General features: G+C 62.9%; 13 protein-coding genes, 1 tRNA gene and 1 pseudogene. 6 read left to right on the top strand and 9 right to left on the bottom strand.

The features are described from left to right. Window positions 1-11 precede the first annotated feature (11 nt). The 5 genes from yihA to rpmH form a co-directional block, all read right to left on the bottom strand. The gene (gene yihA, locus AC0L2V_RS19970) at window positions 12-671 is read right to left on the bottom strand and encodes a ribosome biogenesis GTP-binding protein YihA/YsxC (protein ID WP_473507913.1); all 660 of its coding nucleotides are present in this window, start codon (window positions 669-671) and stop codon (window positions 12-14) included. Next, window positions 668-1,306, bottom strand: a complete 639-nt coding sequence (locus AC0L2V_RS19965; protein WP_091596428.1) for a CatB-related O-acetyltransferase — start codon at window positions 1,304-1,306, stop codon at window positions 668-670. Before AC0L2V_RS19965 ends, yihA begins: the two co-directional genes overlap by 4 nt. Before the next feature lie 190 nt (window positions 1,307-1,496). After that, a complete protein-coding gene (yidC, locus tag AC0L2V_RS19960; protein ID WP_473507912.1) occupies window positions 1,497-3,320 on the bottom strand; it encodes a membrane protein insertase YidC in 1,824 nt (607 codons plus the stop codon). Window positions 3,321-3,333: 13 nt separating this feature from the next. After that, on the bottom strand, window positions 3,334-3,687 hold the full coding sequence (gene rnpA / locus AC0L2V_RS19955) for a ribonuclease P protein component (protein ID WP_128175793.1): 354 nt from the start codon (window positions 3,685-3,687) through the stop codon (window positions 3,334-3,336). Window positions 3,688-3,703: 16 nt separating this feature from the next. Continuing rightward, complete coding sequence (rpmH, locus tag AC0L2V_RS19950) at window positions 3,704-3,838, bottom strand: 50S ribosomal protein L34 (RefSeq protein ID WP_008833937.1); 135 nt, start codon at window positions 3,836-3,838, stop codon at window positions 3,704-3,706. 300 nt (window positions 3,839-4,138) lie between these two features. Between rpmH and AC0L2V_RS19945 the strand changes: the two genes are divergently transcribed. Then, window positions 4,139-5,626 (top strand): ATP-binding protein, encoded by a 1,488-nt coding sequence (locus AC0L2V_RS19945; RefSeq protein WP_287220362.1) that lies wholly within the window; start codon window positions 4,139-4,141, stop codon window positions 5,624-5,626. A 167-nt stretch (window positions 5,627-5,793) separates the two neighbouring features. Then, window positions 5,794-5,870 (top strand) — tRNA-Arg (locus AC0L2V_RS19940). Window positions 5,871-6,021: 151 nt separating this feature from the next. On the opposite strand, the gene AC0L2V_RS19935 is transcribed toward AC0L2V_RS19940, so the two are convergent. Next, a complete protein-coding gene (locus AC0L2V_RS19935) occupies window positions 6,022-7,269 on the bottom strand; it encodes an MFS transporter (protein WP_473507911.1) in 1,248 nt (415 codons plus the stop codon). 193 nt (window positions 7,270-7,462) lie between these two features. On the opposite strand from AC0L2V_RS19935, the gene AC0L2V_RS19930 reads away from it, so the two are divergent. From AC0L2V_RS19930 to AC0L2V_RS19915, 4 genes are all read left to right on the top strand, one after another. Next, window positions 7,463-8,122, top strand: coding sequence for an ArsR/SmtB family transcription factor (locus AC0L2V_RS19930; protein WP_473520982.1), 660 nt, complete (start codon window positions 7,463-7,465; stop codon window positions 8,120-8,122). A 102-nt stretch (window positions 8,123-8,224) separates the two neighbouring features. Beyond that, complete coding sequence (locus AC0L2V_RS19925) at window positions 8,225-8,536, top strand: ArsR/SmtB family transcription factor (RefSeq protein WP_473507910.1); 312 nt, start codon at window positions 8,225-8,227, stop codon at window positions 8,534-8,536. 3 nt (window positions 8,537-8,539) lie between these two features. Next, window positions 8,540-9,025, top strand: coding sequence for an SRPBCC family protein (locus AC0L2V_RS19920; RefSeq protein WP_473507909.1), 486 nt, complete (start codon window positions 8,540-8,542; stop codon window positions 9,023-9,025). Window positions 9,026-9,388: 363 nt separating this feature from the next. Next, on the top strand, window positions 9,389-11,260 hold the full coding sequence (locus AC0L2V_RS19915) for an adenylate/guanylate cyclase domain-containing protein (RefSeq protein ID WP_473507908.1): 1,872 nt from the start codon (window positions 9,389-9,391) through the stop codon (window positions 11,258-11,260). Between the two features lie 191 nt (window positions 11,261-11,451). On the opposite strand, the gene AC0L2V_RS19910 is transcribed toward AC0L2V_RS19915, so the two are convergent. The 3 genes and pseudogenes from AC0L2V_RS19910 to AC0L2V_RS19900 all read right to left on the bottom strand — a co-directional run bounded on the left by AC0L2V_RS19910 (window position 11,452) and on the right by AC0L2V_RS19900 (window position 14,145). Further along, the gene (locus AC0L2V_RS19910) at window positions 11,452-12,705 is read right to left on the bottom strand and encodes a DUF5996 family protein (RefSeq protein WP_473507907.1); all 1,254 of its coding nucleotides are present in this window, start codon (window positions 12,703-12,705) and stop codon (window positions 11,452-11,454) included. A 98-nt stretch (window positions 12,706-12,803) separates the two neighbouring features. Beyond that, a pseudogene (locus tag AC0L2V_RS19905) lies at window positions 12,804-12,952 on the bottom strand (pirin family protein); the annotation flags it as partial. A gap of 299 nt (window positions 12,953-13,251) precedes the next feature. Beyond that, window positions 13,252-14,145, bottom strand: coding sequence for a LysR family transcriptional regulator (locus AC0L2V_RS19900; protein WP_473507906.1), 894 nt, complete (start codon window positions 14,143-14,145; stop codon window positions 13,252-13,254). Window positions 14,146-14,185: the final 40 nt, after the last annotated feature.

Here is a 14,185-nt window from a genome sequence, read left to right as displayed (position 1 = left end):
CGCATCCCGCTCTAGCCGCCATTGGCCGCCAGCACGATCGCCGCGCGCAATTCCTCGAGGCCCTCGTTTTTTTCCGACGACGTGGCGAGGACGAACGGAAACGCCGCCGGCCGCTTCTTGACCTTCTGCAGTGTCTCTTCGATCAATCGCGGCACGCCGGCCGCCTTGATCTTGTCGGTCTTGGTCAGCACGATCTGATAGGACACCGCCGCCTTGTCGAGCAGCGACAGCACTTCGTCGTCCTTGGCCTTGATGCCGTGGCGGGCGTCGATCAGCACGTAGACGCGCTTCAGGGTGACGCGGCCCTTGAGATAGTCGAAGACGAGTTTCGTCCAGTCGTCGACCTTTTCCTTGGGCGCAGTGGCGTAGCCGTAGCCCGGCATGTCGACCAGCGCCATCGGCGGCAGGTCGGCGCCTTCGCCGGAAAACCCGCCCGGAACGAAATAGTTGAGTTCCTGCGTCCGCCCTGGCGTATTGGACGTGCGCGCCAGTCCCTTCTGATTGACCAGCGCGTTGATCAGCGACGATTTGCCGACATTCGAGCGGCCGGCAAAGGCGATCTCCGGCGGTCCTTCCGGCGGCAGGAACTTCATCGCCGGCACGCCGCGGATGAATATCCACGGCCGCGTGAACAGCTCGATGCCGATCACGGACTTGTTCAACGCGTTCAAACCGCTGCCTCCAGAACAGAAATATCGGCGCCACGAATGGCATTGAGGTTGCGGCTGATCTTTTCCACCGGCCAATCCCACCACGCCGCCGCCAAAAGCCGCCGGATGGTCCTGTCGTCGAAACGCATCTTAACCACCTTGGCCGCATTGCCGGCGACGATCGCATAGGGCGCCACGTCATGCGTCACCACCGACTTTGCCGCAACGATGGCGCCATGGCCGATCGCCACGCCGGGCAGGATCGCCGCTTCCATGCCGATCCATACATCATTGCCGATCACTGTGTCGCCGCGCAATTCCTTCGACCAGGTCGCCGGATCGAAACCCTCTTCCCAGCCATGACCGAAGATGTTGAACGGATAGGTCGAAAAGCCGGACATGGCATGATTGGCGCCGTTCATGATGAAGCGCGCGCCCTCGGCGATGGCGCAGAACTTGCCGATGATCAGCCGGTCGCCGATGAATGGATAGTGATGAAGCACGCATCGCTCGGCGAATTTGTCCGGCCCGTCCGGATCGTCATAATAGGTGAAGTCGCCGATCTCGATGTTCGGCGCCGTGACCAGCCCCTTCAGGAAGCCGACGCGGCTATGCATCGGGATCGGGTGCTTGATGTTGGGGTTGGGTCCGATCATGGTCTGGCTCCATCGACGAAACAGCAGGTCAAATAGCGCGATCCGCCCGGCAGCACCGACCGCGTGCGCAGCGGATCATCCTTACCTGTTCATCGACGGGAACGCGCTCCTGAAACGACAGCGGAGCTTATAGGGCGCGGCGGCGTCTACCGCCGCGCCGGGCTTTCCTGGATTCGGCAGGCAGCGCCGTCTATTCCGCCGGCGACGGTTTCTTCCGGAACAGTGCGACCAGATTGTCCCACAATTCGATCTTGGCGCCCTGCCGCTTCATGATCACGCCTTGCTGGATGATCGAAAGCAGATTGTTCCAGGCCCAGTAGATGACGAGGCCGGCCGGAAAACCCGCCATCATGAACGTGAAGACCACCGGCATCCAGGTGAAGATCATGGCCTGCGTCGGGTCCGGCGGCGTCGGGTTCATGCGCATCTGCAGGAACATGGTCAGGCCCATGATCAGTGGCCAGACGCCGATCATCAACATATCCGGCAGCGCGATCGGGATGAGGCCGAACAGGTTGAAGATCGAGGTCGGATCGGGCGCCGCCAGATCCTGAATCCAGCCGAAGAACGGTGCGTGCCGCATCTCGATGGTGATGTAGAGCACCTTGTAGAGCGCAAAGAAGACCGGGATCTGCAGCGCCACCGGCCAGCAGCCGGCGAGCGGATTGATCTTCTCGGTCTTGTAAAGCTCCATCATCGCCTGTTGCTGCTTCATCTTGTCGTCCGCGTATTTCTCGCGGATCTCGAGCATCTTGGGCTGCACCTTCTTCATGTTCGCCATCGACGCGTAGGACTTGTTGGCGAGCGGATAGAAGGCGGCTTTGACGACGACGGTGGTGGCCAGGATGGCCAGGCCGAAATTGCCGAAGAATTTGTACATCGTGTCGATCAGATAGAACATCGGCTTGGTGATCCAGATGAACCATCCCCAGTCGATCAAGCGGTCGAACAGCCTGATGTTGCGGTCTTCGGCATAGGCGTTGACCTTGGCCACTTCCTTGGCGCCGGCGAAGATTTCGCTCTCGACCGTCGCCGACTGGCCGGCATCGACGGTGATCGGGTCGGTCAGGAAGTCGGCCTGGTAGCGCGGTCGGCCGTCCTCGAAATAGGCGTAACGCGGCTGGAACTGCTGCTTCTCGGTCGGCACCAGCGTCACCGCCCAGTATTTGTCGGTTATGCCCAGCCAGCCATCGGTCGACTTGCTCGGCGTGAACTGCTTGTCCTCCTCGATCGACGAATATGTGTGTTCCTGCAGGCCTTCCGTGCCGGTGACGCCGATCAGCCCCTCATGCAGCACATAGATGCTGGCAACGGCAGGCTTGTCGAAGCGGGTGACACGGCCGTAATTCGACAGGGTAACGGCGGCCGACCCCGAATTCTGCACCGTGTCCGACACGGTGAACATGTAGTCGCCGTCGACGGAGAAGGTGCGCTTGAAGGTCAGGCCCTTGTCGTTGGTGAAAGTCAGCGTGACCGGGGTCGCCGGGGTCAGCGTCGCATTGCCGTCGACGGTCCACACGGTTTCCGGGCCCGGCACCGTGCCGGTCTTGTCGCTGCCGATAAAGCCGATCTCGGCATAGTAGCCCGTAGGCAGCGCCGCCGGGTTGAGCAGTTCGATCTCGGGCGAGTTCTTGTCGACCGTCAGCCTGTAGTGCTTGAGCTTGAGGTCGTCGAGACGGGCGCCGGCGAGATTGATCGAGCCCTCCAGGCTCGGCGTGTCGATCCTGACGCGCTTCGTCGACGCCAGCGCCTGCTCGCGGCTGGCCAGCGTCGTGCCGTCGGTTCCCGGTGCATTGGGTGCATTAGGAATGGCGCCTTGCTGCGGCACCGGCGTTTCGCTGCCGCCCGGACTGGCGGCTTCGGCCGCCTTCTTCTGCTCCGCAATCTGCTGCTCTTCGATACGGGCCGCCTCGCGTTGCGCCTCGCTGTGCGGCAGCACGTAAAAATACTGCCAAAGCGACAGGATCAGCACCGACAGCGCGATGGTGATGAAGAAGTTCCGGTTGTTTTCCATCGAAAGCCTTGGCCTATCGTGTTCCGCGCAGTCGGCGTGAGAGTTCGGCCTTCAACTGACCGAACGGAATGGCAAGCACATCTTCGCGCCCGACGATGACATAGTCATTGCCTGGCTTCATGTCATCCGCGGCATGCGTACGCACGGCTTCTCTCAGCCGCCGCCGGATGCGGTTGCGGACGACTGCGTTGCCGACCTTCTTGGTGACCGTGTAGCCGACGCGAGGCGCCGCTGCGTCGCTGCGGTCGAGAACCTCGACGAGAAAAAGCCGCCCGCGGCGCTTTTCGCCACGCCGGACGGCCAGGAATTCCGCGCGCTTCAGAAGCCGCTTGGGATGTGCTCCCACTGGCTTGCCGGTTGCGGGCAACGATCTCGTCTTCCGTTCAGGCGCTGAGCCGCTTGCGGCCGCGGTTGCGGCGGGCTGCGACGACGCCACGACCACCCTTGGTGGCCATGCGGGCACGAAAACCATGCCGGCGTTTGCGGACGAGTTTGGACGGTTGGTAGGTACGCTTCATTTGTTTTAATACCGCGGGGTGCGGCCCTTCTTGATTCTGTCACTCTGTAACAGGAGCTTTGCCCGGCCGGCTTTGGCGCGATCGAAACCGCGCCGGGACGAATGGCCCGAGCGTGAGCGGGCTTATAGAAAGAAGGGTTTTGGAAGTCAATCCGGCCTCGACATTCCGGCGCCTCGGGCCAACGGCTGGCGTGTGGCCGAGGTCTGGGCGGTCTTATCCCTGATTGGGACGAAGGATGAAATTGGCAAAAAAGCCGCAATGGCCTAATCTTGGCTGATCAAGTGATCGTGAAAAAGCAGCATGAGTGAAATCCCATCCGCGGACGAAAGCACCAATCGGGCGACCGCAGCCGCCCGCAGGGTGCCGTTGTCGCGTGGATTGTCGACAAAGCTCCTGCTGCTCACCATCGTCTTCGTGCTCCTGGCCGAGGTCCTCATCTTTCTGCCCTGGATCGCCAGCTACCGGCTGAGCTGGCTGAAAGAGAGGCTGAGCACCGCCGCGGCCGTCTCGATCGTGCTGGTGCAGGGAGAGCCCGCCTCGCTGTCGCGCGCTGCCCAGAATGATGTGCTGATGGCGATCGGCGCCAAGGCGATCGCCGTGCGGGACGGCGGTGTCTCGCGGCTTCTGGTGGTGGCTGAGATGCCGCCGCACGTCGACGAGCATATCGACATTGCCAATGTCGGCCTGATCGAGGGCATGACCGGCGCCTTGGACACGCTGTTGTTCGGCGGCGAGCGGATGCTGCGCGTTTTCGGGCCGGTCGGCGACAGCGACAAGGAATTCGAGCTGATCATGCCCGACTACAGCCTGCGCAATGCCATGCTCATCTATTCGCGCAACGTCGCCTTCGTCTCGCTGCTGATCTCGCTGTTCACCGCCATGCTGGTCTATGCCGCCATAGACCTGATCATGATCGGCCCGATACGGACGATGACGCGCTCGATGCTGGCCTTCTCCGAGGCTCCCGACGACCCCGGGCGGATCATCCGCCCTGCTGCTCGCGCCGACGAAATTGGCGTTGCCGAGCGCGAGCTCTCGCAGATGCAGGAGCGGCTGCAAAAGATGCTCTCCGAGCAGAAGCATCTCGCCGACCTTGGCCTCGCCGTGTCGAAGATCAACCATGACATGCGCAATATCCTGGCGTCGGCGCAGCTGATGTCGGACCGTCTGCGCCAGGTCAAGGACCCGACCGTGCAGGCCTTCGCGCCAAAACTGCTGCGCGCGCTCGATCGTGCCGTATCCTATTCGGAAGGTGTGCTTGCCTATGGCCGCACCCAGGAGCCGCCGCCCTCGCGCCGCAGGCTCAGGCTGCGCCAGCTGGTCGATGACGTCCACGGCCTGCTCGACACCGAAGGCGGCATCGAATTCGTCAATGCCGTCGATCTGGCTTTCGAGGTCGATGCCGATTCCGATCAGCTTTTTCGCGTGCTCACCAATCTTTGCCGCAACGCCGTCCAGGCGATGGCGGCGGACGCGGAAAGCGCGGTGGTGCGTCGGTTGTCGGTGTCGGCCGAGCGCGTCGGCAGCGTCAGCCGCATCACCGTCACCGACACCGGCCCCGGCCTGCCGCCGAAGGCGCGCGAGAATTTGTTTGCGGCGTTCCGCGGCTCGGCCCGCAGCGGTGGCACCGGCCTTGGCCTGGCAATCGCCTATGAACTGATCCGCGCCCATGGCGGCACGGTGGAGCTTGTCGAAAGCAGAGGCGGCCGCACCACATTCGCGGTCACCATTCCCGACCAGCCGGTCCGGCTCGACCAGGCCCGCAACGGCCTGCGCCGTCCCGCCTGATTCTCGCCCGCCCGATCCTCGCCCTGTCTGATCCTCTCCAAGGCACGAAGAACAAAACTTTTGCCGATCGGCTTGCTTTTCGGAAATGCAGTCGCTAGGGAACACCTCACATCGCGGCCGGTCGTCAGGGATCGGATCGCGGGGCCATGCAAAGCATGGCCTGTTGCGCGCCCGTAGCTCAGCTGGATAGAGCACCAGACTACGAATCTGGGGGTCAGGAGTTCGAATCTCTTCGGGCGCGCCAATAATCTCAATCAGTTAGCGGCGCGACACCGTTTCAAATCGGTTTTTGAAACGGTTTTGAACGGCCGGTTGCTTTTTGTGTGATTTCGCGCGAGTGGCACTTCAGGAACCCGACGCTGTCGCGGCGGAGGCGGACGCATCCGAGGCGACGTTCAACTGCTTCGTCCGGCATGACCTTCGCGCATCATGAAAGCGACCACGGTACCGGACAGGAAAGTGAGGGCGGCGATCGAGGCAATCGCCCACGCCAGGCCGAAGAAGTCGGCGATCAGTCCCGCCGACAGCGCACCGATCGCGTAGCCGAGATCGCGCCAGAAGCGGTAGACGCTGAGCGAGCGGGCGCGCCATGAAGGATGCGACGCATCCGACACCGCGGCGATCAGGCTCGGATAGACCATCGCCGTGCCCAGACCAAGCAGGAGGCTCGCCACCAGCCACCAGCCGAAATTCGAGGTCAGCGCCGTGAGAAAGAGCGCCGACGCCTGCACCCACATGCCGGCGACGATCAGGCCCTTGCGGCCCCATCGGTCGCTGAGCGGTCCCGTCACGACCTGCAGCACGCCCCAGGTGACGGGATAGACGGCCTTCAGAATGCCGATGCGCTCCACACCGAGCCCGCCGGCTGCGAAGAAGAGCGGAAAGATGCCCCAGCTCATGCCGTCATTGAGGTTGTTCACCAGCCCGGCCTGCGAAGCGGCAAAGAGGTTGCGATCCCGAAAGGAGGTCAACGCAAAGACCTCGCGGAAGGAAAGGGGTGAGGCCTCGCGCGGATGGTTCGCCAGTTCCGCACGCACATGATCGCGCGTGTCGCGCACGAGCAGGATCGAGAGCACCGTGCCCAGCACTGCGTAGCCGACGCCGAGATAGATCGGGATTGGTCGCAGACCGTAGCGACTGGCGAGATAGCCGGTGAGAAAGGCGGTGATCCCGACTGCGAGGTAACCGGCAAACTCGTTGAGCCCTACGGCGAGGCCACGCCCCTTCGGGCCGACAAGGTCGACCTTCATGATGACGGTCATCGACCAGGCGAAGCCCTGGCTGATGCCAAGCAGCGCGTTGGCGGCGATGACCCAGTTCCAGTCTGGCGCCCAAATGATCATGAAGGGCACCGGCAGGCCGAACAGCCAGCCGATAACCAGCACGCGCTTGCGCCCCCATTTGTCGGCGAGCTGTCCGGAGACAAGGTTGGCCAGCGCCTTGACGACGCCGAAGCTGACGATGAAGGAGACGACCAGCGTGGTCGAGGCGAGCCCGAATTCCTCTGAGCCGATCAACGGCGCGACGGTGCGTTCGATGCCGACCATGCCGCCGACGAATGCATTGATAAGCACAAGCAGCGCGAACTGCCGCCAGTTGGCCTTGAGACCGAGGCTCACTGCTGGCGCCGCGATCGTTGTCATGCGGCACCGGCATTGATGGCTCGGGTGCGTGCGGCCATCACTACATCAATCCCGTTCGGGAGCCGTCAGAGCCGGAGCCAAGGCTGCTAAGCGATTGAAGGGGCTTCTCGGCCACGGACTTGTCTCCTCGGGGGCCGTGTGATACGCATCATTCAATAATTATGTTGAATGAACTAGCGTGGCTGCTACCCTGATGTCAATCCGCAATCCGAAGCAGGCACTTTACCAGCAGTTCGCGGTTGTCGCGAAGGCTCTGGGCAATCCGCAGAGGCTGGAACTGATCGAGCAACTCGCGCAGGGTCCGCGCAGCGTGGAAGCCTTGGCCGCCAAGCTTGCGCGTCCGGTGGCGAATGTCTCGCAGCATCTCCAGGCGATGCGCCGCGCCGGACTCGTGACGTCAGAGCGCGATGGCAAGTTCGTCAACTACCGGCTCGCGGATGAAAGCGTACTTGCCGCCTTCGCCTCCATTCGCGTCGTTGCCGAGCGGCATTCGGCCGAGGTCGAACGCATCGTGAGGGGCTATTTCGACCGGCGCGACGATATGGAGCCCGTGTCCCGGGAAGAGCTGGCCGCGCGAATGAAAGACGGGCTCGTTACAGTCATCGACGTCCGACCGCCCGATGAGTTTGCGCTCGGACATCTGCCCGGCGCGATCAACGTCCCCCTCGACCAACTGGAACAGCGGTTGTCCGACCTCGAGGCGAAGCCCGAGATCGTCGCGTACTGCCGCGGACCGTGGTGCGTGATGTCATTCGAGGCGGTCGCATTGCTGCGTGAGCACGGCTTCCGCGCACGCCGCATGGAAGATGGCCTGCCCGAGTGGCGTGACGCGGGCTTAGCTGTCGAGGCTTGATCGACTTCAACTTCAAAGTCAGTCACCCGCCCCTCATTCGCTGGGTCCTTTTGGCCGTTGCAAGGTTGACACATCACGTTAGTCCGTGCTAACGCGTTAGTAGTGACTAACGTGAACAACAGCTGGACCGCCCTGGGCGACCCCACCAGGCGCACGATCTTCGAACTCTTGGTCGAGCATCCGCGTTCGGTTACCGAGTTGGCGCGTGCCCTGCCGGTGACCCGGTCGGCGGTCTCGCAGCATCTGAAGGTGTTGAAAGAGGCAGGGCTCGTGGCTGCCACGCCGGACGGCAAGCACCGCATCTACCGCGTCGAACCCGACGGGCTGGCGGCGCTTCGCACAGAGCTCGACCGGTTCTGGATGAAGACGCTCGCTGCCTTCAAGCAAGCTGTCGAACAACCGCGAAAGGAGTGAAAAATGAACACGCAAGCAGCAGACACCTTGGTAAGGCACTCGATCGTGGTCGAGGCGCCGATCGAGCGCGCCTTCGAGGTCTTCACGGAGGATTTTGGCAAGTTCAAGCCCAGGGAGCACAGTCTGCTCGCCGTGCCGATTGCCGAGACCGTGTTCGAGCCGCGCGTCGGCGGCCATATTTATGATCGCGGCGTCGACGGCAGCGAGTGCCGCTGGGCGCGCGTGCTGGCTTATGAGCCGCCGCACCGTGTGCTGCTCAGTTGGGACATCAGCCCGCAATGGCGGTTGGAGACTGATCCGAACAAGGCCAGCGAGTGGGAAGTCCGCTTCACTGCCGAGACGGCTAATCGGACCCGCCTGGATCTCGAGCATCGCAAACTGGAGCGCCACGGCGCCGGCTGGGAAAGCGTGCGCGATGGTGTCGCCGCCGATCAAGGCTGGCCGCTCTACCTGCAGCGATACGCCGACCTGTTCGGGCGTCGGGCCTGACGGCCACATCCGCAAGCATCAGACCCAATCCGGTCTCGCGGCCTGCAATACCGTAAGCGCAGGAGTTATTCGCGGTGGCGACACTGCCGCGAATAGCGTCCCTTCCCTACCCGGAGCCCGACAAGCGTAGGCGCAACAATCACACCGACCAGCATGCCCAACGCCGCTTCGGATGCTGGGACGGCTCCGCGCGAAGCGGATGATGGCCGACGAAGGTCAGAACGGTATAGGCCACAATGGTCACGCATTTGTGAGCTGTATGATAAGCCTATTCGGGATTATGGGTCTAATCTTGAAGCGTGCGTCGTCTTAAGTGTCAGGCGTAGTAGTCCCTGCAATGGCCGCCGCTCAGGAATAATGCTGATGGAACGCAAGCTCGCGGCAATCATGGCCGCCGATATCGTCGGCTACAGCCTGCTGATGGCTGAAAACGAGGCTTCCACCTACGCGAAGCTGCGCGCTGTTTTTGATGAGCTCATTGACCCGACCACTGCCCGCCATGGCGGGCGCATCGTCAAGACGGCGGGAGACGGCTTTCTCGCCATGTTTCCCAGCGTCAACGAAGCGGTCGATGCGGCGCTGGCCATACAGGAGGGCTTCGACAAGGGCCCGTTCGAGCTGCGCATCGGCATCAATCTTGGCGATGTCATCGAAGATGAGGGCGACGTATACGGCGACGGCGTCAATGTGGCCGCCCGTCTTGAGGCGATGTGCGATCCGGGGCAGATATTCGTCAGCGGCGCCGTGGTGATGGCGGCCGACCGCAAAAGCGCGGACAGGTTCGTCCGCATCGGCCGCAGGCGGGCCAAGAACATTCCCGAACTTCTCAACGTCTACCGCGTAAGGCGCGCGGGCTCTCGGTGGTCGCCATCGCGGCACGTGCCGCAGGTGCTGCGCAGCACCGCCGCCCGCTGGTCTTATGGCGTAGCCGCCATAGCCCTCATCCTCATCGGCACCCAAATCCAGCCACTCCCCCTGGCAGCCATGGTCAGCCGCATCCCGGGGGTCTTGTCGATGGACCAGAGCCGCGCCGACCCCCGGCCGTCAGTGGCGGTCATGCCTTTTGCGGCGATGAGCGGCAGCGGCGAGCAATCGTATTTCGCGGACGGACTGGCCGAGGATGTGACGACAGCCCTTGCCCGCAATTCAGAGCTGCAGGTCATCGCGCGCGATTCCACCTACGCCGTGCACGGGCAGGGTACGGACGTGCGCAAGCTCGGGGCGAAGCTCGGCGTCGATTATGTGGTTGAAGGCAGCGCCCGCCGTGAAGGCGACCAGCTTCGCGTGTCGGCGCAGCTGATCGATGTAAAGACAGGCGCGCATCTGTGGTCGCGCAGTTTTGACCGCCAGGTCGCCGACGTGTTCACCGTCCAGAGCGAGCTGACCACTGAAATCGTCGCGCAGATCGCGCCCTATATCGGCAGGAGCGAGGCGGCGGCGGCAGCGGAACGCCCGACCGACAATCTGCAGGCCTATGACCTCGTGCTGCAGGCCCGCAACCGCTACCGGCACGGCGGCGATGACCTGCAGGACATTCTGGAGGCGCGGGGCCTCTACCAGCGCGCCCTTGAAATGGACCCGTCCTATGCGGCCGCCCGCGCAGGCCTCGCGCTGACCTTTATCGCCAGCGTGGCGCAGAGCGGTGACGGCCGGGAAAACGCGCCGGAACTCCATCTTGGGCTTAGCGAAGCTCGGCAGGCGGTCCGTCTCGACCCCAATCTTGGCCTTGGCTATCAGGTCATCAGCTTCGGGCTTGCCCTGCAGGGCGACTATTCAGGCGGCTTGCAGGCCGCACGGCGCGCTGTGGAGCTCAACCCTAACGACCCCGACAGCATGATGGCGCTTGCAAAGGCGCAGGTTCGCTTCGGGCAATATGATGATGCCGTCGCCAACGCAGAGCGGGCCCGCCGCCTTCATCCTATGGCGCCCGAGTACTACGCCTATGTGCACGGGCAGGCGCTCTACGCGGCTGACCGCCGCGACGAGGCTTCCGCCATCATAGAAGAATGCCTGATCCGGGCGCCGCGCGATGCAAACTGCCTTCTGATTCAGGCCGCTTTGCAGAGCGCGGGCGGCGAGGTCGAGGCAGCCCAGCAGACGATGGCAAGGCTGGTCGAGGCGCATCCGGCATTCTCGCTGGAAGCAGAGCGCGCTTACCGCCGGTTCGGTGACAGGCCGCTGATGGAAGAGTTCCTGCAGGACCTCGCAAAGGCCAAGGCTCCTGAATCCGCCTGAAAGTTTTTACAGAGCGACCTCAGTGTAATAGGGTGCCCAGTTCCATTCTCTCCGGCGCGCCAATTTGGGCATTCCACGACGTCAACACCGAAAATTGCCGCCAATCGCCGCCCGAACTACGTCCGCCGCTTACGGGTTAGGAGTCGGTCGGAGCCGGTCCGTTTGGCGGGTGGAGGGGAGTTACGCGCAGCCTATGACCGACGCAGCACGTCCTGCCATTCGAGATGACGGTCGATCTGCGCTTTTGCGAACGGACAAAGCGGAATGATGGCGACCCCTTCGCGCCGGGCATCCTCGACCGCCTGGCGTACCAGTCGCTCGCCGACCTTGCGGCCACGCAACGCCGCTGGAACGTCGGTATGGTCGATGATGATCAACCCTTCGCCGGCCCGGCTATAGGTCATCTCAGCTTCGACGCCGTCTACGAGGATCCGGTAGCGTCCCTTCGATGCGGTATCCTCCCGCTCGACCTTTTCGACGGTCAAGGGAGAGGCAGGGCCCGGCTGCTCGGCGTCATGCGGCCGCGGCTGACCCCGCCGCCCCGGCATGCAGTCCAGCAGGTCGCGGTCCCATCTTCCGAGATCGGCCGCAGCGTCGTAGGTCGAGACGAGAAACTCCATAAGCGCCGCGTCGGGATTTGCAGCCGACTGAACGGCATCGTACGGCAGGATGAATTCCGATAGGCCCTCATGCCAGAACGCGCCCTCGGGCCGGACCGAGGCGCCCCGGAAGCCACTCGGCGCCGGATAGGCGTAGGCATAGAACGCGGGGTAATCGATGCCGCCACCGCCGGGCCAGAAACCGGCTGAGGAGACCTCGCGGTCGTAGGCTTCCTGTGCCACATCGTTGGGCAATGAAGGAATGCCGCCGGGATGGAGAGGCGCGCGCCGCCCTGAAAAGCGGGTGACGGCCAGGTCAAAACTGCCCCAGAACAGGTGAACGGGACTGGACTTGCCAAGAAAGGAGGTCCGGAACCGATTGAATACCCTGTCGACCGCTACCGATGCGTGATGGAAGCGCTGAACTGCTTCCCGGTCATAGGGCCGGTCGCGATGATCTTCGGTGAACGGCACGGGGTTGGGCACCTCGTTCGGATTGCCGTTAAAGGTCGGCGTGCCTCCAAGTTCGGAAATCAACTGCACGAAATTGGCGTGGAACGCCGCGACTGTGGATGGCCCGAGCGCAAACGATGCCTTGCGACCATTGCCGCATGTGCCGACAACCATATGGTCCCGAAGGTCGAAGAGGATCTCAATGCCTGGCCCGTCGGGGATCGGCGAGGAGGTCAGGCCGAGCGGCGTGACATAGAAGGTCGCGTTCCAGGAATGGTTGAGCCACGGAGTATGAGCAAGGCGATATTTCCCGGCGATCTGCAAATAGAGATGCAGGGCCGAACACGTCTCGCGCCAGCCGAGGTAATCCAGGTGGGGCCACTTGTTGCTCATTGTGCTTTCTCCATTCAGAAACATACCCGGCACGCGACGCGTCATCTCGTCTGAACCGCCGGGGTCCGTGCACCCAGGCGACCTCCTTCTTAACGCGGTCAGTCCGGTACGGGAATGTGCTCATCTCGGTCATCGATCGGGAGATCGAAACGTCCCTTGCCCCAGTCCTCGGCGCGCCATTCGGCCTTCGGTTCTTCGATGCGGTCCTTCGAGGAGGCGACGAGTTCCACCAGATATAGCGCGGTCCGCCGGTTCGATTGCTGGGTTCCAACTCATGCGCGTCATCCTCACTTAGGCCGTCCAGAAAGCCTCGCCGTTGCCGATACGAATGCCCGATTTCGACTAATCCGAACCGCGAGCGGGAAGAGCGCTTTCGGCCCGACAAATGCCTAAACTGGCGAGCGACCGTCTGCCCAACTAGTCCTATGATACGTCAAGCTGTGTCGCAGCAAGTGGAACGTGCGGGCAATGTCGTCGAGCTCAGCGGCTCGCAGTAGAGCGACCGTCGAACACGGTTCCTTGACAATGCTTTGAACCGTTCGCGTTCTAACGATCAACTCCCCAAAGATCCGGGTTCTGTTTGAAATACTCGATCAGCAACTCGGTGAGCACCCGCACTTTCCGCGTGGGATGCTGACCCGGCGGGCGGACGACATATGCGGCCCCCGGAGGTACCGGATAGCGTGTCATGATCGGGACCAGCGCGCCGGAGGCCACATATTCATGCGTGATGCAATCAGGGAGCCAGGCGATGCCGAGACCTGCTGCCGCCGCGGCAGCGAGTGCCGTGGCGCTATCAGCCTTGAACCTGCCCTGCGGCTGGACCGTAACAATCTTGTCGCCATCCATGAACTGCCAGGCTTCTGTTCCCTGCATGAGGGCCTGATGGGTGACGAGTTCGTCCGGAGACTCGGGTGACCCGTGCGCTTTGATGTAATCCGGGCTCGCGACAAGCTTTCCATGGATCGGCCCGACGCGCTTCGCGACCAGGTTGGAGTCGTGAAGGTAGGCGCCCCGGATAGCGCAATCGAAACCCTCTGCGATGAGATCGACGAAGCGATCGCTGTAGGAAGTATGGATGTGAAGTTTCGGGTGCAGACGCGCCATTTCCGCGAGCACGGGGGCGAAGTGGGTCGCGCCGAAAGTAAGCGGCATGGCAACCCTCAGGCGGCCGCGCAGCTCACCGGTCGGGAGAATCGTTTCCCTGGCCGTGTCGATCTCGGCGCTGGCTCGGGCCGCATGATCCCTGAAAGTGGTTCCCGCTTCGGTGAGCGCGGCGCCGCGGGTCGTTCGTGCAAGCAGCTGGACGCCAAGCTCTGCTTCTATCCGGAAAAGTCGCCGACTGACGATCGATTTGGAGACGCCGAGCCGGCGCGCTGCGGCCGATACGCCCCTTGCATCGGCCACTGCGACGAATGTCTGTAGGTCTTCGATGTCCATTCGACGTTCCTCATTTCGCGACACAGCTTGGCTGAGTATG

The organism is Mesorhizobium sp. WSM4814, from assembly GCF_055811595.1.
This window is presented reverse-complemented; position numbering and strand designations above follow the sequence as displayed.

What these genes read in the sequence shown, in the direction of transcription:
- AC0L2V_RS19965 (WP_091596428.1), bottom strand. Translation starts at nt 1,306, where the DNA reads ATGATCGGACCCAACCCCAACATCAAGCACCCGATCCCGATGCATAGC.
- yidC (WP_473507912.1), bottom strand. Translation starts at nt 3,320, where the DNA reads ATGGAAAACAACCGGAACTTCTTCATCACCATCGCGCTGTCGGTGCTG.
- rpmH (WP_008833937.1), bottom strand. Translation starts at nt 3,838, where the DNA reads ATGAAGCGTACCTACCAACCGTCCAAACTCGTCCGCAAACGCCGGCAT.
- AC0L2V_RS19945 (WP_287220362.1), top strand. Translation starts at nt 4,139, where the DNA reads ATGAGTGAAATCCCATCCGCGGACGAAAGCACCAATCGGGCGACCGCA.
- AC0L2V_RS19935 (WP_473507911.1), bottom strand. Translation starts at nt 7,269, where the DNA reads ATGACAACGATCGCGGCGCCAGCAGTGAGCCTCGGTCTCAAGGCCAAC.
- AC0L2V_RS19930 (WP_473520982.1), top strand. Translation starts at nt 7,463, where the DNA reads ATGTCAATCCGCAATCCGAAGCAGGCACTTTACCAGCAGTTCGCGGTT.
- AC0L2V_RS19920 (WP_473507909.1), top strand. Translation starts at nt 8,540, where the DNA reads ATGAACACGCAAGCAGCAGACACCTTGGTAAGGCACTCGATCGTGGTC.
- AC0L2V_RS19915 (WP_473507908.1), top strand. Translation starts at nt 9,389, where the DNA reads ATGGAACGCAAGCTCGCGGCAATCATGGCCGCCGATATCGTCGGCTAC.
- AC0L2V_RS19910 (WP_473507907.1), bottom strand. Translation starts at nt 12,705, where the DNA reads ATGAGCAACAAGTGGCCCCACCTGGATTACCTCGGCTGGCGCGAGACG.
- AC0L2V_RS19900 (WP_473507906.1), bottom strand. Translation starts at nt 14,145, where the DNA reads ATGGACATCGAAGACCTACAGACATTCGTCGCAGTGGCCGATGCAAGG.